Annotated in this window: 21 protein-coding genes and 2 pseudogenes; 19 read left to right on the forward strand and 4 right to left on the reverse strand. The window is 66.1% G+C overall.

The features are described from left to right. Nucleotides 1-2: 2 nt before the first annotated feature. Together G9Q80_RS07045 and G9Q80_RS07050 are read right to left on the reverse strand one after the other, a co-directional pair. Nucleotides 3-2,171, reverse strand: a complete 2,169-nt coding sequence (locus tag G9Q80_RS07045; protein ID WP_088713899.1) for a M10 family metallopeptidase C-terminal domain-containing protein — start codon at nt 2,169-2,171, stop codon at nt 3-5. A 17-nt stretch (nt 2,172-2,188) separates the two neighbouring features. Continuing rightward, nucleotides 2,189-2,389, reverse strand: coding sequence for a hypothetical protein (locus G9Q80_RS07050; RefSeq protein ID WP_133066351.1), 201 nt, complete (start codon nt 2,387-2,389; stop codon nt 2,189-2,191). Between the two features lie 457 nt (nt 2,390-2,846). Here G9Q80_RS07050 and G9Q80_RS28565 point away from each other — a divergent pair, with 457 nt between their 5' ends. The 7 genes and pseudogenes from G9Q80_RS28565 to G9Q80_RS07080 all read left to right on the forward strand — a co-directional run bounded on the left by G9Q80_RS28565 (nt 2,847) and on the right by G9Q80_RS07080 (nt 8,836). After that, a complete protein-coding gene (locus G9Q80_RS28565) occupies nt 2,847-3,560 on the forward strand; it encodes a LytTR family DNA-binding domain-containing protein (RefSeq protein ID WP_232788127.1) in 714 nt (237 codons plus the stop codon). Between the two features lie 210 nt (nt 3,561-3,770). After that, nucleotides 3,771-4,596: pseudogene (locus G9Q80_RS07060) on the forward strand (FAD binding domain-containing protein); the annotation flags it as partial. 30 nt (nt 4,597-4,626) lie between these two features. After that, nucleotides 4,627-5,160 (forward strand): (2Fe-2S)-binding protein, encoded by a 534-nt coding sequence (locus G9Q80_RS07065; protein WP_088714151.1) that lies wholly within the window; start codon nt 4,627-4,629, stop codon nt 5,158-5,160. Beyond that, nucleotides 5,157-7,562 (forward strand): annotated as a pseudogene (locus G9Q80_RS07070) (aerobic carbon-monoxide dehydrogenase large subunit). Before G9Q80_RS07065 ends, G9Q80_RS07070 begins: the two are co-directional and overlap by 4 nt. Before the next feature lie 18 nt (nt 7,563-7,580). Then, nucleotides 7,581-8,099 carry a VWA domain-containing protein gene (locus G9Q80_RS07075; RefSeq protein ID WP_232788126.1) on the forward strand — a complete coding sequence of 173 codons (519 nt, stop codon included), beginning with the start codon at nt 7,581-7,583 and terminating at the stop codon, nt 8,097-8,099. Between the two features lie 11 nt (nt 8,100-8,110). Then, nucleotides 8,111-8,347, forward strand: coding sequence for an XdhC family protein (locus G9Q80_RS28125; RefSeq protein ID WP_232788125.1), 237 nt, complete (start codon nt 8,111-8,113; stop codon nt 8,345-8,347). A 15-nt stretch (nt 8,348-8,362) separates the two neighbouring features. Further along, complete coding sequence (locus G9Q80_RS07080; protein WP_232788124.1) at nt 8,363-8,836, forward strand: XdhC family protein; 474 nt, start codon at nt 8,363-8,365, stop codon at nt 8,834-8,836. Nucleotides 8,837-8,838: 2 nt separating this feature from the next. On the opposite strand, the gene G9Q80_RS07085 is transcribed toward G9Q80_RS07080, so the two are convergent. Then, on the reverse strand, nt 8,839-9,645 hold the full coding sequence (locus G9Q80_RS07085) for a phosphodiesterase (RefSeq protein WP_157903764.1): 807 nt from the start codon (nt 9,643-9,645) through the stop codon (nt 8,839-8,841). A gap of 127 nt (nt 9,646-9,772) precedes the next feature. On the opposite strand from G9Q80_RS07085, the gene G9Q80_RS07090 reads away from it, so the two are divergent. The 10 genes from G9Q80_RS07090 (at nt 9,773) to G9Q80_RS07135 (ending at nt 19,667) form a co-directional block, all read left to right on the forward strand. Next, a complete protein-coding gene (locus G9Q80_RS07090) occupies nt 9,773-10,693 on the forward strand; it encodes an MFS transporter (protein ID WP_088713897.1) in 921 nt (306 codons plus the stop codon). A gap of 115 nt (nt 10,694-10,808) precedes the next feature. Beyond that, nucleotides 10,809-11,540: a PIG-L deacetylase family protein gene (locus G9Q80_RS07095; RefSeq protein ID WP_043145135.1), complete on the forward strand. Its 732-nt coding sequence runs from the start codon at nt 10,809-10,811 to the stop codon at nt 11,538-11,540. Nucleotides 11,541-11,547: 7 nt separating this feature from the next. Continuing rightward, complete coding sequence (locus G9Q80_RS07100) at nt 11,548-12,513, forward strand: VOC family protein (RefSeq protein WP_088714148.1); 966 nt, start codon at nt 11,548-11,550, stop codon at nt 12,511-12,513. Between the two features lie 59 nt (nt 12,514-12,572). Next, nucleotides 12,573-13,244, forward strand: coding sequence for a 4-carboxy-4-hydroxy-2-oxoadipate aldolase/oxaloacetate decarboxylase (locus tag G9Q80_RS07105; protein WP_184757077.1), 672 nt, complete (start codon nt 12,573-12,575; stop codon nt 13,242-13,244). Beyond that, a complete protein-coding gene (locus G9Q80_RS07110) occupies nt 13,237-14,304 on the forward strand; it encodes a 4-oxalomesaconate tautomerase (protein WP_088713895.1) in 1,068 nt (355 codons plus the stop codon). Before G9Q80_RS07105 ends, G9Q80_RS07110 begins: the two co-directional genes overlap by 8 nt. After that, entirely contained in the window at nt 14,301-15,188 is an 888-nt protein-coding gene (locus G9Q80_RS07115; RefSeq protein WP_232788123.1) for an amidohydrolase family protein, read from the forward strand. The genes G9Q80_RS07110 and G9Q80_RS07115 overlap by 4 nt, the downstream gene beginning before the upstream one ends. After that, nucleotides 15,185-17,101, forward strand: coding sequence for a TRAP transporter permease (locus G9Q80_RS07120; protein ID WP_088713894.1), 1,917 nt, complete (start codon nt 15,185-15,187; stop codon nt 17,099-17,101). Before G9Q80_RS07115 ends, G9Q80_RS07120 begins: the two co-directional genes overlap by 4 nt. Further along, nucleotides 17,098-18,072: a TAXI family TRAP transporter solute-binding subunit gene (locus G9Q80_RS07125; protein WP_088713893.1), complete on the forward strand. Its 975-nt coding sequence runs from the start codon at nt 17,098-17,100 to the stop codon at nt 18,070-18,072. Before G9Q80_RS07120 ends, G9Q80_RS07125 begins: the two co-directional genes overlap by 4 nt. 55 nt (nt 18,073-18,127) lie before the next feature. Further along, nucleotides 18,128-18,787, forward strand: a complete 660-nt coding sequence (locus G9Q80_RS07130) for a dienelactone hydrolase family protein (protein ID WP_088713892.1) — start codon at nt 18,128-18,130, stop codon at nt 18,785-18,787. Continuing rightward, complete coding sequence (locus G9Q80_RS07135) at nt 18,780-19,667, forward strand: NAD(P)-dependent oxidoreductase (protein WP_168246438.1); 888 nt, start codon at nt 18,780-18,782, stop codon at nt 19,665-19,667. Before G9Q80_RS07130 ends, G9Q80_RS07135 begins: the two co-directional genes overlap by 8 nt. A gap of 33 nt (nt 19,668-19,700) precedes the next feature. On the opposite strand, the gene G9Q80_RS07140 is transcribed toward G9Q80_RS07135, so the two are convergent. Further along, on the reverse strand, nt 19,701-21,269 hold the full coding sequence (locus tag G9Q80_RS07140) for a 4-hydroxyphenylacetate 3-hydroxylase N-terminal domain-containing protein (protein ID WP_088668594.1): 1,569 nt from the start codon (nt 21,267-21,269) through the stop codon (nt 19,701-19,703). A gap of 218 nt (nt 21,270-21,487) precedes the next feature. On the opposite strand from G9Q80_RS07140, the gene G9Q80_RS07145 reads away from it, so the two are divergent. After that, the gene (locus G9Q80_RS07145) at nt 21,488-22,057 is read left to right on the forward strand and encodes an FAD synthetase family protein (RefSeq protein ID WP_088713890.1); all 570 of its coding nucleotides are present in this window, start codon (nt 21,488-21,490) and stop codon (nt 22,055-22,057) included. Further along, nucleotides 22,054-22,575 (forward strand): flavin reductase family protein, encoded by a 522-nt coding sequence (locus G9Q80_RS07150; RefSeq protein WP_043145124.1) that lies wholly within the window; start codon nt 22,054-22,056, stop codon nt 22,573-22,575. Before G9Q80_RS07145 ends, G9Q80_RS07150 begins: the two co-directional genes overlap by 4 nt. Nucleotides 22,576-22,602: the final 27 nt, after the last annotated feature.

Genomic DNA, 22,602 nt, shown 5'->3' on the forward strand with positions numbered 1-22,602 from the left:
GTTCAGACCACGGGGCTGTCTCCGTAGGTGACGACATCCTGGCTGCCGTCGTCCCAGATCGTCACCCGCTCGATCAGCGCGCCGCTGGCGTCGTAGGTCTCTGTCGCGCTGGTCCAGGCATAGGCATCCTGCGTATCGGTCAGGACCGAGCTGCTGCGGACACCGTCGGCATAGTCGATCTCGTGCACGCGGCCGTCGTCGTAGGTGTTCGTCTGGCTGTCGAGCTGGCCTTCGGCATCCCAGGTGCGCGCGATCGAGGACCAGACGAAGTCATCCGCGCCATCGGTCAGGAGGTGCGAGACCATGCGCCCGCCGTCAAAGCTGATCTCGACCTGGCGCCCGTCGTCGTATGTCATCTGCCGCGCGGTACGGGCGCCCGTGGCGGTGTCGTAGAAATCGCTGTAGCTGGCCCAGCTTGCGACGTCGCCGGCATCCGTCATGTGGATCGCCGAGCGCGCGCCCTCGGTGTAGACGATCTGCTGGACGCGACCATCGTCATAGGTGTTGGTCTGGTCGGTCAGTACGCCGGCGCCGTCGTAGACCCGTTCGATGGTGTGCCAGCCATAGACGTCGCCGCCATCCGTCACCAGGGAACTGGTGCGCGCGCCGTCCGCGTCGAAATGGGTCTCGACCAGCTTGCCGCCGTCCCAGGTGATGCCATTGTAGATCCGTGCCCCGCTGGCGTCGTAGCCATCGGTGTAGCTGTCCCAGGCATAGACGTCGGCGCTGTCGGTCATGGTCGAGGAGGTGCGCAGCCCATCCGAGTAGAAGATCTCCAGCACCCGGCCGTTGTCATAGGTGTTGGTCTGTTTCGCCCATTGGCCGGTCGCCGTGAAATCGCGGGCGATCGATTCCCATTCGTGGGTGTCGTCGACGTCGATCTCCAGCGTCGCGGCGGTCAGGTTGCTGCCGGTCTGGTATAGCCGGACAAGGGTTGTCGTGCCGTTGTCCTGCACGGTCCCGAAGGCGCCGTCGGTAAAGCTGAGGGTCTCGACCCCCAAAAGCGTGTCCGTGCCATCGTCGCCGCCATCGGTCAGGTCGATGTCGGTCACGGTCAGCGCGCCGTTCCAGGCCAGGGCAAAGCCCTCGGAGGCGCCTTCAAAGACCACCACGTCCTCGCCCGCGCCGCCGTCGATGGTGTCGTCGCCTTCGCCGCCCTTGATGGTATCCGCGCCGGCGCCGCTCTGGATGTCGTTCGAGGCGGCGTTGCCGGTGATATGGTCGTCGCCGCTGCCGGTGATGGCGTTCTCGATCACCGCGCCTCGGGCGATGGCAAAGTTGCCCGCGTAGCCGTCGATGTCCGACCAGCTTTCGGGCTCCAGACTGAGGCGCTGGTCATGCCCGCGCGAGCCGAGGTCGATCACGTCGATGCCGGAACTGTCGAAGATCGCCACCGCCCGGCCCGGCGCCAGGTCCATCCCGGTTGCGGTCAGGTTGGTGTTGTCCCCGTAGACCGTGTTGCCCGTGTGGACGTTGTCAGGGGTGCCGTAAAGGTTCTGGATCGCGAGGATGTCGGCCATCTGCGGCGTCGCCAGGTACATGCCCGACGCGTCGACGTTCGGGTTTTCCCACTGGGCAAAGTAGGACATGATCGACATCTGCCAGCTGTCGTTGGCGTAATGCGCGTCGGTCCCGAAGTCTGCGGCGCCGTTGTAGTTGCCGCCGTGACCCAGCCCAAGCGCGTGGCCGATCTCGTGGATGTAGGTCTGGTAATAGTAGTCGCCGTAGCCTTGCCAACTGGGGTGCACATTGACGAAAGACTGGTCGATCTCGTTCCAGGACGTGTAGACGTAGGAATAGGCGTAGGCGCCGCTTTCGGTGTCGTCGAAGGTGATGTCGGCGGTCCCAGAGGTCAGGGTGAACTGAATCCCCGAAACCGCGGTCCATGCCTCCAGCGCGGCAAGGGCTGCGGTCTGACCGGCAGGGTCCAGCGCGTCGATGTTGACGGTGATCTCTCCGCCGGCCTGCACGTCGAAGGCCCGCCAGTCACCACCGCCGTTCTGCCAGTAGCCATGCGTCAGTTGATAGGCCACCTGGTCCAGGGTGAAAACCGGCAGGGCGGCCTCCGTTGTCCCGCCGCCGCCGCCGGAAGGCGCCGCCGTCGGCCCGGTCAGGCCGTGACCGTCGTAGATTTCGATGGAAGGGTCGAGGCTTTGGCAGAGAAAGCACATGGGTCAGGTCCTGTCTGTCAGGTGCTGTGGGGCAAGGGGCAGCGGTCGAGAAGGGCTTGGGCAAAGACGTCCAGCAGGGCGCCGGTGATGGCGGCATCGCTGACCGAGAATTCCAGCCTGGGACCGGCACGAAAGGTCCCGTCGACGCTCTCGAACAACAGCTGTGCCCGAAGAACCGATCGGCCATGCACGGTGATCCGTGCCCGGGGACAGGGCACGCCCCGTTCCGCCGCGTGGTGCCGCAACCGTTCACGCAGAAGGCCGGCGAGCTGCGTTTCGCCGGAAGACGTGATGGGACGGGAAGACGATGATTGACGCGCTCCGGCGGGGGCCGGGGGCAGGGCATGGAGGTGCCTTGGGCGGGCGTTCATTGCGGTCTTCCTGTGGCGGTCTAAGGGGCAGCGGACCAGGAGCAGATCGGTCACGGATCGACTTTGGACCGGGGAATTTGAGGTCCGAAGGGCCGGAAAATGTTAATATCGCGTCATTGGTGCGCGTTAAGAAACCGTAAACATTTGCGGCGCGCACTGTTTCCCGAAGCGGCGCTACAGGTCGTCACGCCTTTTCGAAAACTCTTCTTAAAATTGTATCATGAAGCGTCCGTCGATGTCATCCGCCTGCTTGCAGGAACGGGGGCCATGTGCCCCAATCCCGCCCATCGGAAGGAGCGGTGGCGTGCTTGAATTCTCGCATCAGCCGGCCCTTGTGGCCGCCTCGCTGGCGGTGGCGCTGATGGCCGGGTTCAGCGGGCTTTCCCTGACGCGGGGGCCTCGGCCTTGCCGCTGGCCCGGCGCAAGCTCGTGGTGGCAATCGCTGCGGTGGCGCTGGGGGGCCCTCGACGTGCAGGCCGGCGGAGAGATCATCGTCAACATCGACGCGCTGGACGGGGGCGACACCGCCGGGCCTGCCTTGTCGGACGAGACCCTGGCGATGGGCGTAGCGATCAGCTCCTTCGTGATTTGTGGCGCATTCCTGCTGAGCAGCGTGACCTTCTTTGCCGTGCGGGCGGAACAGGCCGCCGAGACCGAAGAGCCGGTGACGGGCACGGCGCCGGGACGCGTGCCTGTTCCCTATGAGAAAGAGGGGCGCACTGAGTTCGTCGACGCCGGCACCATCGCGGCGGTGCGGGCCGAGGGACATTGCACGGTGCTCTACTCCGGCGCGGAGCGGCTGTTCTGCCCCCGGTCGATTTCCGAGGCGGCCAAGCGGCTGGCACCGGCGGGGCTGATCCGGGCGCATCGCAGCTACCTGGTCAATCCCGCGCTGGTGACGGAGTTCCGCCGCACCAAGGATACCGGCGTCTGTCATTTCGACGGGGTCGAGGCCCTGGGCAAGGTGCCGGTCAGCCGGTCGCGCCTGGCCGAGGTCCGCCGCGTGCTGGGCGTCTGAGGCGCGGACGCCGGGACGGCGCTGGTGCCGACCTTTCGGTCGTCACCTCGCCCCGCCCACCGTCCCCGGCCGCAAGCATTGTTCTATTCGTGCAGCCATGTCGCATTTCGTGCGCGAATGCCTGTCTTTTATGGCTCTGCCGTTGGTTCCGGCGTGGTCAGGGGGAACCGTCCCAGCAGCGGCACAAGATCGCGGGGAGGGCGTTCACAGATGATACCGGCGGGATTCGACTATTACTGGCCAAGTGACCTGGGCACAGCCATAGGGCTGTTGCAGGGGCTTGGCGACGAGGCGCGGGTTATCGCGGGCAGCCACAGCCTTGTGCCGATGATGAAGCTGCGCATGGCGGTGCTGTCGCACCTGGTGGACCTGCGCGACATCCCGGATCTGCAGGGAATCGAGATCGGCGCCGACAGCGCGTCGCTGGGGGCGATGGTCACCCAGGACGAACTGATCGCGCATGCGGGTCTGGGGCAAGCCGTCCCCCTGCGGCGCGAGGCGGCGTTGCAGATCGCCGACTCGCAGGTGCGCTACCCGGGAACACTGGGGGGCAATGTCGCCAACGGCGATCCGGACAACGACATGCCGGGGCTGATGCAATGCCTTGACGCGACCTACCAGGTGACTGGGCCGGACGACCTACGCCAGATCCAAGCGCGGGATTTCTACGAGAGCGCCTATTTCACCGCCCGGGCGGATGACGAGATCCTGACCCGTCTCATGGTCCCGATCCCTGCGGCGGGCACGGATTATGCCTATGAAAAGCAGAAAACGCAAGATCGGCGATTATGCCACCGCGGCGGCGGCGGTGCTGGTCGGCGAGGGTTTTGCCTCGATTGCCATGACCAACCTGGCCGATGTGCCGGTGTGGTCGGCAGAGGCGGGCGTGGCGCCGGCGGCCGGAGACAGGGAGGGGGCCGTCAGCGCCGCGCTCGCAGCCATTGACCCGCAGGAGGACATGCGCGGTCCCGTGGAGTTCAAGAGACATGTGGTGGGCGTCGTGCCGCGCCGGGCCATCGACCGCGTTCTGTCGCGGGTTGTGGGTTGCGGGCTGAGAGGGAGACTGATGAGCAAGATGCACGTCAAGCTGACGGTGAACGGCGCGGCGGTAGAGGGTTTGGCCGAACCGCGCACGCTGTTGATCCACTTCCTGCGCGAGAACCACGGCGTGACCGGCCCGCACGTGGGCTGCGAGACCTCGCATTGCGGGGCCTGCACGGTCGACATGGACGGGCGGTCGGTGAAATCCTGCACGGTCTTCGTGGCACAGGCGCAGGGCGCGGATGTGACCACGGTCGAGGGGCTGGTGAACGCCGACGGGTCCCTGTCCGTCCTGCAAGAGATGTTTCGCAAACATCACGGGCTGCAATGCGGGTTCTGCACGCCGGGGATGATCACCCGTGCGCACCGCTTCCTGCAGGAGAACCCGACACCCACCGAGGAAGAGGTGCGGTTCGGCATGGCCGGGAACCTCTGCCGCTGCACCGGTTACCAGAACATCGTCAAGGCGATCCTCGCGGCCGCCGAGATGATGAATGCTCAGGACACGCCCTTAAGTACCGAAGGGGTAGAGCGACAAAAGGTGGAGGCCGCGGAATGAAGGACGACGTGCAAAGCCCCGAGGAACGCTCGGCCGGCCTCAAGGGCATGGGTTGCTCGCGCAAGCGGGTGGAGGATGTTCGGTTCACGCAAGGAAAAGGGAATTGCGTCGACGACATCAAGTTGGATGGGATGCTGTTCGGAGGTTTCGTCCGTTCGCCCTATGCGCACGCGAAGGTGGTCTCGATCAACACCGAAGAGGCGCTGAAGGTGCCCGGGGTACTGGCAGTCCTGACTGCCAAGGACCTGGAGCCTCTGGGCCTGCACTGGATGCCTACGCTGGCGGGTGACAAGCAGATGGTCCTGGCGGACGGCAAGGTGCTGTTCCATGGGCAGGAAGTGGCCTATGTCGTCGCGACCGACCGCTACGCCGCCGCCGACGGCGTCGAGGCGGTCGAGGTCGAGTACGAGGAACTGCCCGTTGTCACCGATCCCTTCGAGGCGCTGAAATCGGACGTGGTCCTGCGAGAGGACCTCGCGGGCCAGACCGAGGGGGCGCATGGGCCCTCGGAAACACCATAACCACATCTTCACCTGGGAGCAGGGGGACAAGGACGCGACCGAACAGGTGCTGGCGGCGGCCGACGTGGTGGCCGAGGAGATGGTCTATTACCACCGCACCCATCCCTGTCCGTTGGAGACATGCGGCTGCGTGGCCTCGATGGACAAGGTGACCGGCAAGCTGACGCTTTACGGCACGTTTCAGGCGCCGCACGCGATCCGCACCGTCGTCTCGCTGATCTCGGGCATCGCCGAACACAATATCCGGGTGACCTCTCCGGACATCGGCGGGGGCTTCGGCAACAAGGTGGGGGCCTATTCGGGCTACGTCTGCTCTGTCGTGGCCTCGATTGTGACCGGTAAGCCGGTGAAATGGGTCGAGGGCCGGATGGACAATCCCATGTCCACCGCCTTTGCCTGGGACTACTGGATGCAGGGCAAGATCGCCGCCACGAAGGGTGGCCAGATCACCGGGCTCTGGTGCCACACCACGGCGGATCACGGCGGCTTTGACGCCTGCGCCGATCCGACGAAATTCCCGGCCGGGTTCATGAACATCTGCACCGGGTCCCATGATATTCCCACCGCCCACCTGTCGGTCGACGGTGTCTATACCAACAAGGCCCCGGGCGGCGTGGCCTATCGCTGTTCCTTCCGCGTGACGGAAGCCGCCTATTTCATCGAGTGCATGATCGAGGTGTTGGCGATCAAGCTGAACATGGACGCGGCCGAGTTGCGCCGGATCAACTTCATCCGCAAGGACCAGTTCCCCTACCAGAGCGCGCTTGGCTGGGAATACGACAGCGGTGACTATCACACCGCCTGGGACAAGGCGCTGGCGGCTGTGGGGTATGACGATCTGCGCAAGGAACAGGCGCAAAGGCTGGAGGATTTCAGGGCTGGCAAGACGCGCAAGCTGATGGGCATTGGCCTGACCCATTTCACCGAGATCGTCGGTGCCGGGCCGGTCGAGAACTGCGATATCCTTGGCTTCGGCATGTTCGACTCCTGCGAGATCCGCATCCACCCGAAAGGCACCGCCATTGCCTGGCTGGGCACCATCAGCCAGGGGCAGGGGCACGCGACGACCTTTGCCCAGATCATCGCCTCCGAGATCGGCCTGCCGGCGGATGACATCACGCTGGAAGAGGGGGACAAGGATACCGCGCCTTACGGGCTTGGCACCCATGGCTCGCGCTCGACACCGGTGGCCGGGGCTGCAACGGCGATGGCCGCGCGCAAGATCCGCGCAAAGGCCCAGTTGATCGCCGCCTACCTGCTGAAGGTGCATGACGGCGACGTTGAATGGGACGTGGATCGTTTCGTGGTCAAGGGCGACGAGAGTCGCTTCAAGACAATTAAGGAGATCGCCTTCGCCAGCTACAACAAGGCGATTCCGGGGCTGGAGGCGGTCAGCTACTACGATCCGCCCAACATGACCTATCCCTTCGGCGCCTATATCTGCGTGATGGAGATCGACGTGGAACCGGAGAACACGAGGTGCGCCAGTTCTACGCGCTGGACGACTGCGGCACGCGCATCAACCCGATGATCATCGAGGGGCAGGTGCATGGCGGCGCGACCGAGGGTTATGCCATCGCGATGGGGCAGGAGATCGCCTACGACGACATGGGCAACCACAAGACCGCGACCTTGATGGATTTCTTCTTGCCGACGTCGCGGGAGACCCCGACCTACCAGACCGATCACACGGTCACGCCCTCGCCGCATCATCCGATCGGGGACAAGGGCGTCGGCGAAAGCCCCAACGTGGGGTCTGTGCCCTGTTTTTCGAATGCCGTTCACGATGCCTTTCGGCCCTTTGGCCTGACGCAAAGCCACATGCCGCACGATCACTGGCGGGTGTGGCAGATCGCGCGGAACCTTGGGCTGCACCGGTGAGCGAGGGGGCGATACGGGATGACACCTGAAGACAGGCTTGCAGACCTGGGGTTGACGCTGCCCGCGCCGGTCAAGCTGCCGAAAGGGCTGCACTTGCCGTTCTCTCTTATCACGGTGCGCGGCGACAGGGTGCTGATGTCGGGACATCCGGCGCAGGACAGGACGGGTCGGCTGATCGGCGCCGACCTGCATGGGGACGCCTACCTGTTTCACCCCCGACTGATGCGGATCACCGATGCGCTGCGCGACCGGGACATGCTGCGCGCGGCCGGGCGGCTCAGCCTCATGGTCGAGGGCTTTGGCGGCGGCACCGTCATCGGCGGGGCGCTGCGCACCTTCAATCGGGGCTATGCTGCGCGGGCGCTGAATGGCCGGACAGCCGTGCTGATCCTCAGCGACCGTTATTGCACCGGCCCGCCAGAGGCGGTGGCCGAGGAGCTGGCGCGGTTGCGGCGGCGGACGCGGCGGATCGTCTGGCTGACGCCGCTGCCCGCCAATACCATCGCGGCGCTGGAACAGGAGCTGGGAAGGCTTTGAGGGAGCAGGAGATGGACGGTTTCGACAGGATCGCGGACCTGCGGGCAAGGGGCCGCCCATTCTGCGCGGCGGCCGTCGTACGCACCGCAGAGGTCACTTCGGCCCGGCCTGCCGCTACGGCGGCAGTGACCGAGACAGTTGAGCTGATCGGCCACCTGGGCGGCGCCTGCGTGACGTGGGCGGTGCAAAAGGCCGCGGTTGAGGCGCTGGCCCAGAGCAGCCTCCGGTTGATCCGGGTCAAGCCGTAGGACAAGGTCGTCGCCTTGCGCGACGCGGATGGCACGCGGGTCTACAAATGCGCGTGCCCCTCGGGCGGGACCGTCGAACTGCTGATCGAATCCTATGCGCATGCACCGATGCTCTGCATCCTTGGCGACACGCCCATCGCGCGGTCCGTCGCGGCGCATGGGGCGCTGGCCGGTTACCGGATCGCCCTGCGGGAGGAGGTGCCGTTCGACAGCACCTGCCTGCGCTTCGAGGGGGCCGACCTGGAGGCCCTGGAGAGCGCGACGGGCAACGTGACGATGGTGGCTTCGCGCCGAAAGGCGGCCGTGCTGCGCAAACGCCTGCTGGAAGAGGGGATGTGCGGCGAACGGGCCGGCCGGCTCAAGGCCCCCGCCGGGCTGGACATCGGCGCGGTTGAACCCGGTGAGATCGCGCTGTCGATCCTGGCCGAGGTTGTCATGTGGCGACACCGTCACCGTCTGGCAGGGGCCGCCCGCACTGGTCTCAGCTGACCTCAGCCAGCAAAGGGATGCGGGCCGGACCAGTCGCCCAGCGGCAAGAGATGACTGCGGATGCCCTCGGGTCCGGCGTCGTGGATCAGCACGCCGCCGGGTTCCATGTCGAAGGTCGCCGACCGCGCAGGGCGCAGGTCCAGCGTGACGGCGTGCGAGGTGCCCGGGCCGGTGATGACGGGCACCGTACCCAGGCTCCCCATGACCAGCCGATGCACATGACCCGCGATGATGCGAACGGGGCCGGGGTGCCGTTCCAGGATGGCCTGCAAGGCCTCGGGCGCTTGCAGCCCCTGGCGATCCATCTGCACGATGCCGGTGGGGATCGGCGGGTGGTGCATGGCGACAATCAGCGGCACATGGCCCGCTTGCGCCAGTTCATTGGCCAGCCAATCCAGCGTCTCGGGCCCCAGTGCACCATGCGGTGCGCCCGGCACCAGCGTGTCCAGCCCGATCACGCAAGCGCCGCCAAGGTCATACCGCCAGCGGATCGCGCCGGTCCGCGGCATCCAGTCGGTGCTGGCGAAGGCATTGCGCATCAGGTCCCGCGCGTCGTGATTGCCGGGCACCGCACGTAGCGGCAGGCCCAGTGGGGCCATGATCTCGATGAACCGCGCGTATTGCGCTGCCGTGCCGTTGTCCACCACGTCCCCGGTGACGACGACCAGGTCGATGGGGCCGATGCGAGGCAGGGCGGTGCGGATGCCCGCAACCGTACGTTCCAGCGCCGCGCCGGTGTCGACAACACCATAGGCCAGTGAGCCGGCGGTCAGGACATGGGGATCGGTGATCTGAAGGATGCGAGGCATGTCCCTCTCTCGTTGCTCCGGCCAGTCTTTTTGACGGGCGGGATCGCCGCAAGGGGCAGCGGCCCTCTCTTGCATGGGCGCAGTGTGACGTGCTGGCCATTTGGGCAGAAGCGCGGAGCGAGACCCCATGCTGGACATCCTGACAGACCGAACCTACCGGCATCTCTTCGTGGCGCAAGTCGTCGCCCTATTGGGGACGGGGCTGGCAACCGTGGCGCTGGGGCTGTTGGCCTTTGACCTGGCGGGCGCCAGCGCGGGCATGGTGCTGGGCACGATCTTTACCATCAAGATGGTGGCCTATGTCGGGATCGCGCCGGTGGCAGGGGCCTTTGCCGACCGGGTGAACCGGCGGGCGCTGCTGGTTGGCCTGGACACGCTGCGCGCGGCGGTGGCGCTGTGCCTGCCCTTCGTGACCGAGACTTGGCAGATCTACGCGCTGGTTTTTGTCCTGCAATCGGCCTCGACCGCCTTTACCCCGACCTTCCAGGCCACGATCCCGGACGTGCTGCCCGAAGAGGCGCGCTATACCCGTGCCTTGTCCCTGTCGCGGCTGGCCTACGACCAGGAAAACATCGTCTCGCCCACGCTGGCCGCGCTGCTGCGGGCGGTGATGAGCTACAACATGCTGTTCCTTGGCACGGTCGCAGGCTTTGCCGCCTCGGCGCTGCTGGCGGCGGTCTGGCTGGGCTACTCGGCGGTGCTGACGCCCTCGGGGCGGCTGTTGAAACGGTCCGCCCATCCCGAGGACCGTCCGGCGGTCTTTGCCGCGTTATTCCCGCTCAGCCATGCCTGCTGGCTGCTGACCTATCCCTTGTCGGGGTGGCTGATGACCGCCCTTGGCACGGTGCCGGCGCTCATCGGGCTGGCGGTTCTGGGGGCGGTCGGGCTGGTCGCGTCGCTGCGGCTCTGGCCCGGGGGCGATCCGGTGGAGGTGCCGCACCGGCATGACAACCTGCCGCTGGATCACCCCCACCTGCAGGGCCGCCGGGAACATTCCCACGCGCTGGTGATCGACGATCAGCACCCGCGCTGGGGCGCCAAGTTCTGACCTTTCCACGCTAAATCGCTATAGCAAGAATTCATGCCCTCCGCGCCTTTCGAATTGGCCGTTTGCCGTCAAAGAGAGCAGACTGTGCGCCACAAGCGGAGGAGGAACAGACGGCATGAGCGGGAACAAGACGGCGCTGGTGATTTCGGCCCATGCGGCGGATTTCGTCTGGCGGTGTGGTGGCGCGATCGCCCTGCATGCAGAGATGGGATACGAGGTGACTGTGGCCTGCCTGTCCTTCGGGGAAAGGGGTGAAAGTGCGCGGCTCTGGAAAGAAGGGAAGAGCCTGCAGGAGGTCAAGGACATCCGCCGGGGCGAGGCCGAGGCGGCGGCCGAAGCGCTGGGGGCGCATGACCTGGTCTGCTACGATCTTGGCGATTATCCCTTGCACCTCGAGCGTGAGGACAAGTTCGCGCTGGTGGACCTGATCCGCAAGGTTCAGCCGAACTTCATGATGAGCCATTCGCAATACGATCCCTACAACACCGACCACATGTACATGACCCAGATCGCGCTGGAAGCGCGCATGGTGGCGCAGGCATGGGGGCACAATCCGGGCGAAAAGGTGCTGGGCGCGCCGCAGCTATACCTCTTCGAACCGCACCAGACAGAGCAGATGGGATGGAAGCCGGATGTCTTCCTCGACATCACGCCGGTCTGGGAGAAGAAGCGCGCGGCTATGGAAGCCATGCAGGGCCAGGTCCACCTCTGGGACTATTACACCCGCGTCGCACAGCAACGTGCCAACCATTTCAAGCGCAACTCGGGCGGCCAGTCCGGCGGGCGCGACTGCCAGTATGCGGAAGGTTTCCAGTCGATCTTTCCCCGCACCGTGGATGAGCTGTGAGGCGGTCATGATAGGTCCAACCAATCCCAACTTCGACATCGCGCACCTTGGCCATGTCGAGATCTACACCGACAGGTTCGACGAGAGCCTGGATTTCTTCACGCGGGTCTTCGGGTTGAAGCTTTCGGGGCGCGAGGGGAACAGTGCCTACCTGCGCGCCTGGGACGATTACGAGTTCCACTCGATGAAACTCACCGCGCATGAGACGACCGGCGTGGGCCACGTGGCCTATCGCTGTTCCTCGCCCGAGGCGCTGGCGCGCCGGGTCGCGGCCGTCGAGGCCTCTGACTACAAGGAGCTGGGCTGGACAGAGGGCGACATGGGCCACGGGCCGTCTTTCCGTTTCGAGGACCCCTTCGGCCATGTCTTCGAGCTCTACTGGGAGACGGTGAAATATCGGGCCCCGCCCGAGGATGCCTCGGCGCTCAAGAACCTCTCCAGCCGGTTTCACGCGCAGGGGATCTCGCCCCGGCGGATCGACCATGTGAACCTTCTGGGTGAGGACGTGTCCGAGTTCCGCCGCTTTGTCGGAACCTGCCTCGGCCACCGGGTGACGGAACTGATCCAGCTGGACAACGGGCGGATGGGCGGTTGCTGGTTCACCTGCAACAACAAGACCTACGATCTTGTCTGTTCCGAGGAACGGGGCGGCGGGCAGAAGCGTCTGCATCATGTGACTTACGCCACCGACCAGCGTGAGGACATCTTGCGCGCCGCCGACATCTACCTGGAAAATGGCGTCCACATCGAGACCGGCCCCCACAAACACGCGATCCAGGGGTCCTTCTTCCTTTATGCCTGGGAACCGGCGGGCAACCGGATCGAACTGGCCAATGCCGGCGCGCGGCTGATGCTGGCCCCCGACTGGGAGCCGGTGGTCTGGACCGAGGCGGACCGCAAGAAGGGCCAGGCCTGGGGGCTGAAGACCATCGAGAGCTTCCACACGCATGGCACGCCGCCTGTCGAACGGTAGGTCGGGGCTGCGCCCCGTTTGGGGTATTTTGACCAAGAAGAAACAGGGAGGCGCGCATCATGGGTGTCGTTGTGCAGAATGTCGAGCGGTGTGAGCCGGAGCTGATCGCGCGGTTGGGGGCGGCGGGGGTCGCCACGGTACACGAGGCGATGGGGCGGCGCGGACTGATGTCATCTGCCATGCGGCCCATTCAGCAGGACATGGGGCTCGCCGGGTCGGCGGTGACGATCAGCGCGCCGCCGGGCGACAACTGGATGGTGCATGTGGCGATCGAGCAGTTGCGGGACGGCGATATTCTGGTGCTGGCCCCGACCGCGCCCTGCGACATGGGGTATTTCGGTGACCTCCTGGCGACAAGCGCGATGTCACGGGGGTGCCGGGCGCTGGTGATCGACGCGGGCGTGCGGGACACGCGCGACCTGCGGCAGATGGGCTTTCACGTCTGGTCCACGGCGGTTTCGGCCCAGGGCACGGTCAAGGAGACTCTGGGCAGCGTGAACGTGCCGGTGGTTTGCGCGGGCGCGCTGGTGAACCCCGGCGACGTGGTGGTGGCCGACGATGACGGCGTCTGCGTCGTGCCGCGCGCCGAGGCGGCGGCGGTCATGGAAAAGGCGCAGGCGCGGCTGGACGCGGAAGAGGCCAAGCGGCAGCGGTTGGCCGCGGGTGAGTTGGGGCTGGACATCTACGACATGCGCGGGCGGCTGGCCGACAAGGGGCTGAAATATGTCTGAGGGCCTGCCGGTCATGTGGATGCGCGGCGGCACGTCGAAGGGCGGGTACTTCCTGGCCTCGGACCTGCCCCGGGCCGAAGCGGCGCGGGACGCGGTTTTGCTGGGGGTCATGGGCTCTCCGGATCCGCGCCAGATCGACGGCATGGGCGGGAGCGATCCGCTGACCTCGAAGGTGGCCGTGGTTCGGCCCTCGGAACGCGAGGGGGTCGACGTGGATTACCTGTTCCTGCAGGTCTTCGTGGATCGGGCGCTGGTCACGGATGCGCAGAACTGCGGCAATATCCTGGCCGGTGTCGGGCCTTTCGCCATCGAGCGCGGGCTGGTGCCGGTGCGGGGCGCGGAAACACCGGTGACGATCTGGATGGAGAACACCGGCCAGGTGGCGGTGGCGCGGGTGGCGACGCCGGGCGGACGTGTCGCCTATGCGGGGGATGCTCGCATCGACGGGGTTCCGGGGCGGGCGGCGCCGGTGCCGATCGCCTTTCGCGATACCGCCGGGTCCAGTTGCGGGGCGCTCTTTCCCAGCGGACGGGTGGTGGATGTCATCGACGGTGTCGAGGTGACATTGATCGACAACGGCATGCCCTGTGTCATGCTGCGGGCCTCGGACCTTGGGATCGCGGGTGACGAGGCGCCGGAGGCGCTGGAGGCGGACGAGGCCCTGCGCGCACGGCTGGAGGCGATCCGCCTGGCGGCGGGACCGATCATGAACCTCGGCGACGTGGCGGAGAAATCCGTGCCCAAGATGACGCTGGTCAGCGCGCCGCGCGCGGGCGGTGCGGTCGCGACGCGGACTTTCATCCCGCATCGCTGTCACAAGGCGATCGGGGTGCTGGGGGCTGTCAGCGTGGCCACTGCCTGCCTGACCGAGGGTGCCGTGGGCCATGACCTTGCCGTCTTGCCCGAGGGTCATCCCAAGGCGCTGTCGGTAGAGCATCCGACCGGCGAGATGACGGTGGTCGGGCATCTGGAAAACGGCGAGGTGACGCGCGCCGAGGTGCTGCGCACCGCGCGCAAGCTGATGGATGGCATTGTCTTTCCCAAGGAGGTCGAGGCATGAGCGAGATGACACCGGGTTACCTGCCGTTTCACCCGTCGCCGAGACAGCCGGAGTATCACCCGCCCGAGGGGGCCGTGGACGCGCATTGTCATGTCTTTGGCCCCGGCGCGGTGTTTCCCTACGGGCCAGAGCGGAAATACACGCCCTGCGATGCGCCCAAGGAAAAGCTGTTCGAGCTGCGCGATTTCCTGGGGTTCGCGCGCAACGTGATCGTGCAGGCCAGCTGTCATGGCAAGGACAACGCGGCGCTTGTCGACGCGCTGGAGGCATCGGACGGTCTGGCGCGGGGTATCGCCATCGTGGGCGCCGACGTCGATGACGCGGAATTGCAGGCGCTGCACGCGGCCGGTGTGCGCGGCGTGCGGTTCAACTTCGTCAAGCGGCTGGTCGACACGACACCACACGAGGTCTTTGAACGGATCGCCGCCAAGGTCGCGCGGCTGGGCTGGCATATCGTCGTCTATTTCGAGGGGCAGGACCTGGCAGAGGTGGCGCCGCTGGTGCGGCGCCTGCCGGGGATCGTCGTTGTCGATCACATGGGGCGGCCCGATGTCACCGAGGGCGTCGAAGGCGTGGGTTTTCGCGCCTTCATGGAGTTCCTCGCCGAGGATACGCGGTACTGGGTCAAGGTCTCTTGTCCCGAACGGCTGACCGTTGCGGGGCCTCCCTATGACGATGTGGTGCCCTTTGCCCGGGCGCTGGTCGAGAGGTTCCCGGACCGGGTGCTCTGGGGCACCGACTGGCCGCATCCCAACATGAAAAGCCATGTGCCCGACGACGGGGCGCTGGTCGACGTGATCCCGCGGATCGCGGTCACGGCAGACGTGCGGCAGCGCTTGCTGGTGGACAACCCGATGCGGCTTTACTGGCCGGAAGAGGCATGATGCCTGCAACGGACATCCGTGCGCCCCTGGTGGCGGTGCTGTCGACGACGATGGTCGTGGCCTGCATCCTGTGGAATATCGAGGCGCCCACACGGCTGGGCGTCGCGATTCTGACGCAACAGTACATGGCGCTGCAACTGGGGCTGGCGCTGACCATCGCCTACCTGAATTTCGACTTTCGCGGACAGGAAAAGGATCGCACGGGCTGGATCGACGGCGGGATCGCCCTGATTGCCTTTGGCGTGCTGATGTACGCCGCCTGGGATTTCGTCTGGCTGCTGCGGGAACAGCCCTACCGGCCCTGGCAAATCACGCTGGTCGGAACCGTCGTCGTGATCGCGGTGATGGAAGGCGTGCGGCGCCGCGCGGGCTGGATGCTGTTCGGGATCGTGGGCGTTTTCCTGGTCTACGCCCTGTTCGCGGACAAGGTGCCCGGGCGGCTCATCGGCAAGGAGCTTTCGCCGGTGCGGCTGGTGCAATACGTGGGTTTCGATCCGAACGCTGTGTTTTCCACGCCGCTTGCGGTGGGGACGATCATCGTGCTGCTGTTTGTCTTTTTCGGCAAGCTGCTGTTCGCCGCCGGGGGCGGGGCCTTTTTCACCGATCTCGCCATGGCGGCCACGGGGCGGTCGCGCGGGGGCAGTGCCAAGATCTCGGTCGTGGGCTCGGCGCTCTTCGGCTCGATCTCCGGGTCTGCGGTGTCCAACGTCGTCACGACCGGCGTCGTGACCATCCCGTTGATGCAGCGCGGCGGCTATACCAAGCGCGACGCCGGCGCGATCGAGGCAGTGGCCTCGACCGGGGGACAGCTGACGCCGCCGATCATGGGCGCGGCGGCCTTCCTGATGGCCGAGTTCCTGGACATTTCCTATTTCACCGTGGCCGGCGCCGCCCTGTTGCCCGCGGCTCTGTATTACTTCAGCGTCTTCCTGCAGGTGGACCTGATTGCCGGACGGGATCGGATCGCGCCCTCGGACGTGGACGGGCTGACCGTGCGGCAGGTCCTGCGCGAGGGCTGGCATTTCGTCATTCCCTTTGGTGTGCTGCTTGGTGCCCTGTTCTGGTTGCGGATGGACCCGGCGGATTCCGCGCTGCTTTCGGCACTGGCCATTATTGGCGTCAGTTTCCTGCGCAGCTATCGCGGCCAGCGTCTGACGCTGAAGACGCTTGGGAAGACATTCGTCGAGACCGGAACCGGCATGGTGGACCTGATCCTGGTCGTGGCGGCGGCGGGGTTTGTCATCGGCATCCTGAACATCACTGGTCTTGGCTTTGCGTTGACCCTGGTGCTGGTGGATGCGGTGGGGGCGAATATCGTGCTGTTGCTGGGCATCTCGGCGGTGATCTGCATCGTGCTGGGCATGGGGATGCCGACCTCCGGTGTCTATGTTCTGCTGGCGGCGCTGGTGGCGCCCTCGCTGGTGGAGGCGGGGATCGACCAGATCGCGGCGCATCTGTTCATTCTCTACTTCGGCATGATGTCGATGATCACGCCGCCCGTGGCATTGGCGGCCTTTGCCGCCGCGACGATCACCAGGGACGATCCGCTTGGCACCGGGCTGGCGGCGATGCGGGTGGGCTGGGCGGCCTTCATCCTGCCCTTTGTCTTTGTCGCCACGCCCGAGATCCTGATGCAGGGCGGCTGGGCCGGGATCGCGCTGAACCTGGGGCTTGCGCTGGTCGGGGTCGGCGCGGTGACGGCCGGAATCGTTGGGTTCTGGGGCAATCGCCTGTCGATGGTCCTGCGGCTGGGACTGGTGGCGCTGGGGATCGTGACCCTGCCGCTGGGGTTCCTGCCCGGGGCGGCGGCCTGGCACATTCCGGCGGCATTGGCGGTGGTCGTGCTGGCCGTGGTTCTGAGACTGCGCGCCCGCGCAGGTGAAAAAACAAATCAAGGGAGGAGAACGACATGACATGTCTCAAGGGAACGATCCTGGGCGGCGCGCTTGCGCTGACGCTTGGCGTCGGGGCGGCGACGGCACAGGTGGTGACGGTGGCCAGCGGTGCACAGGGATCGCTGGCCTACAACACCGGGCAGGCGGTGGCCAAGGTGGCGAACGAGGCGGGGATCATCGCCCGGACCCAGCCGCTGGTGGGCTACCTGCCACTGATCAACTCGGGCGAGGTGGACTTCGGGTTCTCGAACGGGGTCGAGGCGGAATATGCCTATACCGGCACCGGCAACTATGACCGCGCCCATCCCAACATGCGGCTGGTGGGCACGATGTTCCCGCTGACCACCTCGATCATGGCGCCCTGCGACCTGGGCCTGACCTCTGTCGCGGACCTCAAGGAACAGGCCGGGGACCTGCGCATCGCGTCGGAATATACCTCGTCCACCATCATCCCCTTCTACATCGCCGGTGGCCTTGCCAATGCGGGCCTCGGCTATGACGATTTCCAGCAGGTGCCGGTGGCCAGTTTCGTGGCCGGCATCAACGCGCTGGGGGATGAGCTGGTCGACGTGGCGCTGGTCAGCCTGAATTCCGGTGCCGGTCAACAGGCGGCGGTCAAGCTGCAGGATCGCGGCGGGCTCTGCTACATCTCGCTGGACAACTCCGAGGCGGGGCAGGCGGCCTTCAAGGAATTCCTGCCGGCGGGCAACATCGTGACCCTGCCGCAGAACGACAAGATCAACGGGCTGCAGGACTACGGCGCCAACCTGATGGCGATCCCGTGGGTGCTGTTGACCAACGGCGACGTGGACGATGACCTTGTCTACGAGATGACCAAGGCCGTGGTTGAGGGCAAGGAGGCGCTCAAGGCCAGCTTTGGCGCCTTTGCCCGCGCGAATGCCGCGACGATGGCCCCGGCCTCGGAGGTGCCCTACCACCCCGGCGCACTGAAATATTTCGAAGAAGCCGGGATCGCGGTCGGTCAATGACAGGGACGGCGCGCGGGCAGGCTCCGCGCGCCGATCATACAGGAAAGGGACGGGCATGATGACCCAGGTGACGGCCGGGGACGGCCATGTGCTGGACTGCTGGCTGGCAGAGGCCGAGGGCCAAAGAAAGGGCGGGATCGTGGTCCTGCAAGAGATCTTTGGCGTGACCGACCAGCTGAAGGCGGTTGCGGCGCGCTACGCGGCGCAGGGCTATGACGTGGCGGTGCCCGCGCTCTTCGACCGCCAGGCAAAGGGCATGGTGATCCCCTTTTCCGAGGCGCCCCGGGGGCGGGACCTGATGCTGGCCTCGGACCCGGAGCAGGTGATGATGGACGTCGAGGCGAGCATTGCGATGCTGGCAGCGCGCGGTGGCAAGGTGGCGGTGATCGGCTTTTGCTGGGGCGGCGGGCTGGCATTGCGCGCGGCGCAGGTCTTGCCCGTGGCCTGTGCGGTGTCCTTTTACGGAACACGGCTGGATGCCTACCAGACCGCCCCGCTGGTGGCGCCGGTGCAGGGGCACTGGGGAACCGAGGACAGCCATGTTCCGCCCGAGATGCTGGAGGCGGCACGGGCCTACTGGCCGGGGATGGAGGTCTTTACCTACGAGCACGCCGGCCATGCCTTTGCCAACGAGGCGCGGCCTGCCGATCATGTCCCCGAGGCCGCCGAGCTGGCCCATGACAGAACAGCGGAGTTCATTGCGCGCCATGTCTGACCGTATCGCTTTCATCGGGCTTGGAGAGGCGGCCACGGCCTTTGTCGAAGGCTGGGGCGCCGGGCGGGCGGCGTCGGTCCGGGCCTATGACATCAAGTCGGCCTCCGCCGACACCGCGTCGGAGATCGCCGACCGGGCCGCACGATTGGGCGTGATCGCCTGCGCCAGCGCCGCCGAGGCGCTGGACGGGGCGGACCTGGTCTTTTGCACCGTGACCGCCGACCAGGCAGTTGCGGCGGCAGAATCCTATGCGCCTGACCTGCCGAATGGTGCGCTCTGGTGCGACCTGAATAGCTGTGCGCCGGCCTCCAAGGCGCGCGCCGCCAGGGCCGTGATCGCGGCGGGCGGGCGATATCTGGACGTGGCGGTCATGGCGCCGGTCTATCCCAAACGCAACATGGTGCCCTGCCTGCTGGCCGGGCCGGAAGCACAGGAGGTCGCACCGCTGTTGCAGGCCTTGCCGATGAACGTGAAGGTCGCGGGGGACACGGTCGGCCGGGCCTCGTCGATCAAGCTGGTGCGTTCGATCATGGTCAAGGGGATGGAGGCGCTGACGGCGGAATGCGTGCTGGCGGCTGTGGCCGCAGGGGTCGAGGACGAGGTCTTTCCGTCGTTGAAGGAGGGCCATCCCAAGATCGACGTGCCCAGCCGTGCCGCCTACAACTTTGAACGCAGCCTTGTGCATGGCGTGCGGCGCGGGGCGGAAATGGACGAGGCGGCACGCATGTTGTCGGACATGGGCCTGGACGGGGGCATGTCCGCCGCTGCGGCGAACTGGCAGCGTGCGCTGGCCACCACCGGGCTGGAACTGCCCGAGGGCGACGTGCCGGATCACCTGTGGTTCGCGCAGGAATACCTGAAACGCTTGCAAAAGGGGTAGGCGCGGGCCGCGGCGGCCCGCACCCCGTATGTGTCAGCCGAAGCTCTGCGTCATACCGCGCCCGACAAGGTTGATGTCATCGGGATTGATGAGATCGTTGCCCGTCCAGCCGGAGAGGTCGTATTCTCCCATGCACTGCGCGACAAAGCCTTGCAGGTTGGCCAGGTCGCCCGTGGCAGTGGCGGTCAGCAGGGTTTCGATGCGGATGTTCTCGTAGTTGCCGGCATAGTTGCGCTCGTAGAGTTCGTGACGTCCGCCGAATTCCGTCCCGATCGCGTCCCAGAGCAGTTTCAGCAGCTTGACCCGGTCGATGGCGGCATAGCCGTTCGACCCGCGCACGAAACGGTCCAGATAGGGGCGGATCGCGTCGCTTTCGAAATCGGCCGCCGAGGAGGGCAGGTAGATTAGGCCGGAGGCCACATGCCGTTCGATCAGCTCCTTGATGCGGCCATAGGCCATCGGCGCAAAGACCCGGTAGGCGAGGCCCACGTTGGTGTTGGGCAGGTTGAACCCGTCCGTGCCCTCCCAGGGGATCGGCGATTTCACCATCGCGTCGCTGAGGCCGTGGAACAGGTTGCGCCAGGCCAGGACCTCGCCCACCGCCGTCTGCACGCCGCGGAAATCCTTGGAACCCGTCGCCTCGACCGCCATCGAGAACAGCCCGGCGATGAAGTCCAGCTTGACCGACAGCCGGGTCAGACCGTGCAGCGTAAAGCGCGGGACAAAGCCCGAGGCCGGGAAGAAGCTGTTGATCTTGTCCGTGTCGCCGTAGACGAAGACGTTCTCCCAGGGCACCAGCACCTTGTCGAAGACGAGGATCGAGTCGTTCTCGTCCATCCGCGAGGACAGCGGGTAGTCGAAGGGCGAGCCGGTGGCGGCGGCGTTGAACTCGTAGGACGACCGGGCGATCAGCTTGACGCCTTCGGCATCCATCGGCGCGGTGAAGATCAGGGCGAATTCCTTGTCCTTCACCGGGATGCCGTAATGCGCGATGAAGTTGTAATGCGTCAGCGCCGAACCTGTGGCCACCACCTTGGCGCCCGAGACCACCAGGCCCGCGTCGGTTTCCTTTTCGACATGCATGAAGACGTCGCGCACCTCTTCGATGGCGCGGTCACGGTCGATGGGCGGGTTGACGATGGCGTGGTTCCAGTAGTCCAGGCGGTTCTGCGTCTTGTGATACCAGTTCAGCGCGTTCTGGGCGTATTCTCCGTAAAAACCGGAATTCGCCCCCAGAGTCCCCAGGAAGGCGGCCTTGTAGTCCGGCGACCGGCCCATCCAGCCGTATGAGACCTTCTGCAACTCGGCGATGGCGTCGCGGCTCTTGATCAGGTCGCCACTGGTCTTGGACCCCAGAAAGAAGGGGTGCGTGACGTTTTCGGTGCCGTTGTCGGCCTGGACGCCGATCATGTCCCGCTTGGCATGGAACGTGTCGTACCAGCGCGCAACCATCCGCGCCGAATTGCGGAAGGCCGGGTGTTCGGTGACGTTCCTGACCCGCTCTCCGTAGATGTAGATTTCGCGGCTGTCCTGGATGCTTTCCAGGAATTCCTGTCCGGTAAAGACCTCTGTTGCGCCTCCGGCGATCGCATCTCTTGGCATGGCGTTTCCTCCTCCAAATGCACCTGATGTGTTCTGTGCAGGGTCGCGCGTCGATCGTGCCCTGCCGCACAGACAGCCTGCGCATCGCGGGGCCGACCGGCTAGGTATCACCGGATACCGGGCCGGGTATCGCCTGACCGGTGCTGGCGCGGCTAGGGTGGGATCAACGCGAAAAAGGTGCGTGCCGGGGGAGGGACGCACAGGAGGAGGAAACCAGGATGTTCGATCTGAACCCGACCACCCGGTGTCACGCCGCGATGCCGCGCCTCGGGGCCAGCGTGGTCACCATCGGGGCCTTCGACGGGGTGCACGCGGGCCATCAACAGTTGATCGCAGGCACGGTGCGGCGGGCGCAGGAGCTGGGGGTTGCCTCTGTCGTCTGCACCTTCGATCCGCCGCCCAAGGTGTTTTTCGGACGCGCCGCCCAGCTTTGCCCGCTGGACGAGAAACTGGCGCGATTGACAGCGCTGGGGCCGGATCACCTTGTCGTTCTGCCCTTTGACGAGGCGCTGCGGGAACTGTCCCCTGCGGCGTTCATGGATCGGCTGGCATTGCTCCGCCCGCTGGAGATCCGCGTCGGCGGCGACTTTCGCTTTGGTCGCAAACAGGCCGGGGATGTGACCCTGCTGGCGCAGCGGTTCGACGTAGACCTGCAATCCCCTGTGCGTTGCGCCGCGGGCGAGGTGGTCTCCAGCACCCGCATCCGCGGCCTGCGCGCCGCCGGGGACCTGGCCGCCGCCGAGACGCTGTTGTGCCCCATGTCGGCGCCGCGGGAGGTGCGGGTATGAGCACGCTTGACCCCCGCCAGTTGCGCGACGCCTGCGGCCTGTTCGGCACCGGCGTCAACGTCATCGCCACGCGGCACGCCGACGGCGACCACGGCATGACGGCCAATGCCTTCATGTCGATCTCGCTGGACCCGCCACTGATCGCCATATCCATCGGAGAGCGCGCCAGGATCCTGCCGCTGTTGCAAGAGGCCGGGCAGTTCAGCGTCAGCACCCTGGCCGAGGGGCAGGAAGGGTTGGCCTGGCATTTCGCGGGGCGTCCCGCCGAGGAACTGGCCAATCCCTTCGAAACCCTGGGTGGCTTGCCGGTGATCCGGGGCGCGCTGGCCCATTACGCCTGTGACATCGCGAACGAGATCCGGGCCGGCGACCACACGATTTTCCTGGGCCATGTCCGGAACATCGCCACCGATCCGGGCGCCCGCCCGCTGATTTTTTACAAGGGGCGTTTCGGCGCCGTCGCCGGGCAGGCCCCGGCGCCAGAGCTCTGCGATCCCCTGGCCGAGGCGATCTGGTGAGCAGGGCAAAGAACATCATCACGCAAT

The sequence above is a fragment of the Mameliella sp. LZ-28 genome, from assembly GCF_012274245.1.
In the GTDB taxonomy this organism is placed as follows: Bacteria; Pseudomonadota; Alphaproteobacteria; order Rhodobacterales; family Rhodobacteraceae; genus Antarctobacter; species Antarctobacter albus.

Bases quoted from the DNA above. Each gene is read 5' to 3' on its own strand.
- G9Q80_RS07105 (WP_184757077.1), top strand. From the start codon at position 12,573: ATGGGTGTCGTTGTGCAGAATGTCGAGCGGTGTGAGCCGGAGCTGATC.
- G9Q80_RS07140 (WP_088668594.1), bottom strand. From the start codon at position 21,269: ATGCCAAGAGATGCGATCGCCGGAGGCGCAACAGAGGTCTTTACCGGA.
- G9Q80_RS07130 (WP_088713892.1), top strand. From the start codon at position 18,128: ATGATGACCCAGGTGACGGCCGGGGACGGCCATGTGCTGGACTGCTGG.
- G9Q80_RS07145 (WP_088713890.1), top strand. From the start codon at position 21,488: ATGTTCGATCTGAACCCGACCACCCGGTGTCACGCCGCGATGCCGCGC.
- G9Q80_RS07150 (WP_043145124.1), top strand. From the start codon at position 22,054: ATGAGCACGCTTGACCCCCGCCAGTTGCGCGACGCCTGCGGCCTGTTC.
- G9Q80_RS28125 (WP_232788125.1), top strand. From the start codon at position 8,111: ATGGACGGTTTCGACAGGATCGCGGACCTGCGGGCAAGGGGCCGCCCA.
- G9Q80_RS07125 (WP_088713893.1), top strand. From the start codon at position 17,098: ATGACATGTCTCAAGGGAACGATCCTGGGCGGCGCGCTTGCGCTGACG.
- G9Q80_RS07085 (WP_157903764.1), bottom strand. From the start codon at position 9,645: ATGCCTCGCATCCTTCAGATCACCGATCCCCATGTCCTGACCGCCGGC.
- G9Q80_RS07115 (WP_232788123.1), top strand. From the start codon at position 14,301: ATGAGCGAGATGACACCGGGTTACCTGCCGTTTCACCCGTCGCCGAGA.
- G9Q80_RS07065 (WP_088714151.1), top strand. From the start codon at position 4,627: ATGAGCAAGATGCACGTCAAGCTGACGGTGAACGGCGCGGCGGTAGAG.
- G9Q80_RS07100 (WP_088714148.1), top strand. From the start codon at position 11,548: ATGATAGGTCCAACCAATCCCAACTTCGACATCGCGCACCTTGGCCAT.
- G9Q80_RS07135 (WP_168246438.1), top strand. From the start codon at position 18,780: ATGTCTGACCGTATCGCTTTCATCGGGCTTGGAGAGGCGGCCACGGCC.
- G9Q80_RS07095 (WP_043145135.1), top strand. From the start codon at position 10,809: ATGAGCGGGAACAAGACGGCGCTGGTGATTTCGGCCCATGCGGCGGAT.
- G9Q80_RS07045 (WP_088713899.1), bottom strand. From the start codon at position 2,171: ATGTGCTTTCTCTGCCAAAGCCTCGACCCTTCCATCGAAATCTACGAC.
- G9Q80_RS07090 (WP_088713897.1), top strand. From the start codon at position 9,773: ATGCTGGACATCCTGACAGACCGAACCTACCGGCATCTCTTCGTGGCG.
- G9Q80_RS07120 (WP_088713894.1), top strand. From the start codon at position 15,185: ATGATGCCTGCAACGGACATCCGTGCGCCCCTGGTGGCGGTGCTGTCG.
- G9Q80_RS07110 (WP_088713895.1), top strand. From the start codon at position 13,237: ATGTCTGAGGGCCTGCCGGTCATGTGGATGCGCGGCGGCACGTCGAAG.
- G9Q80_RS07075 (WP_232788126.1), top strand. From the start codon at position 7,581: ATGACACCTGAAGACAGGCTTGCAGACCTGGGGTTGACGCTGCCCGCG.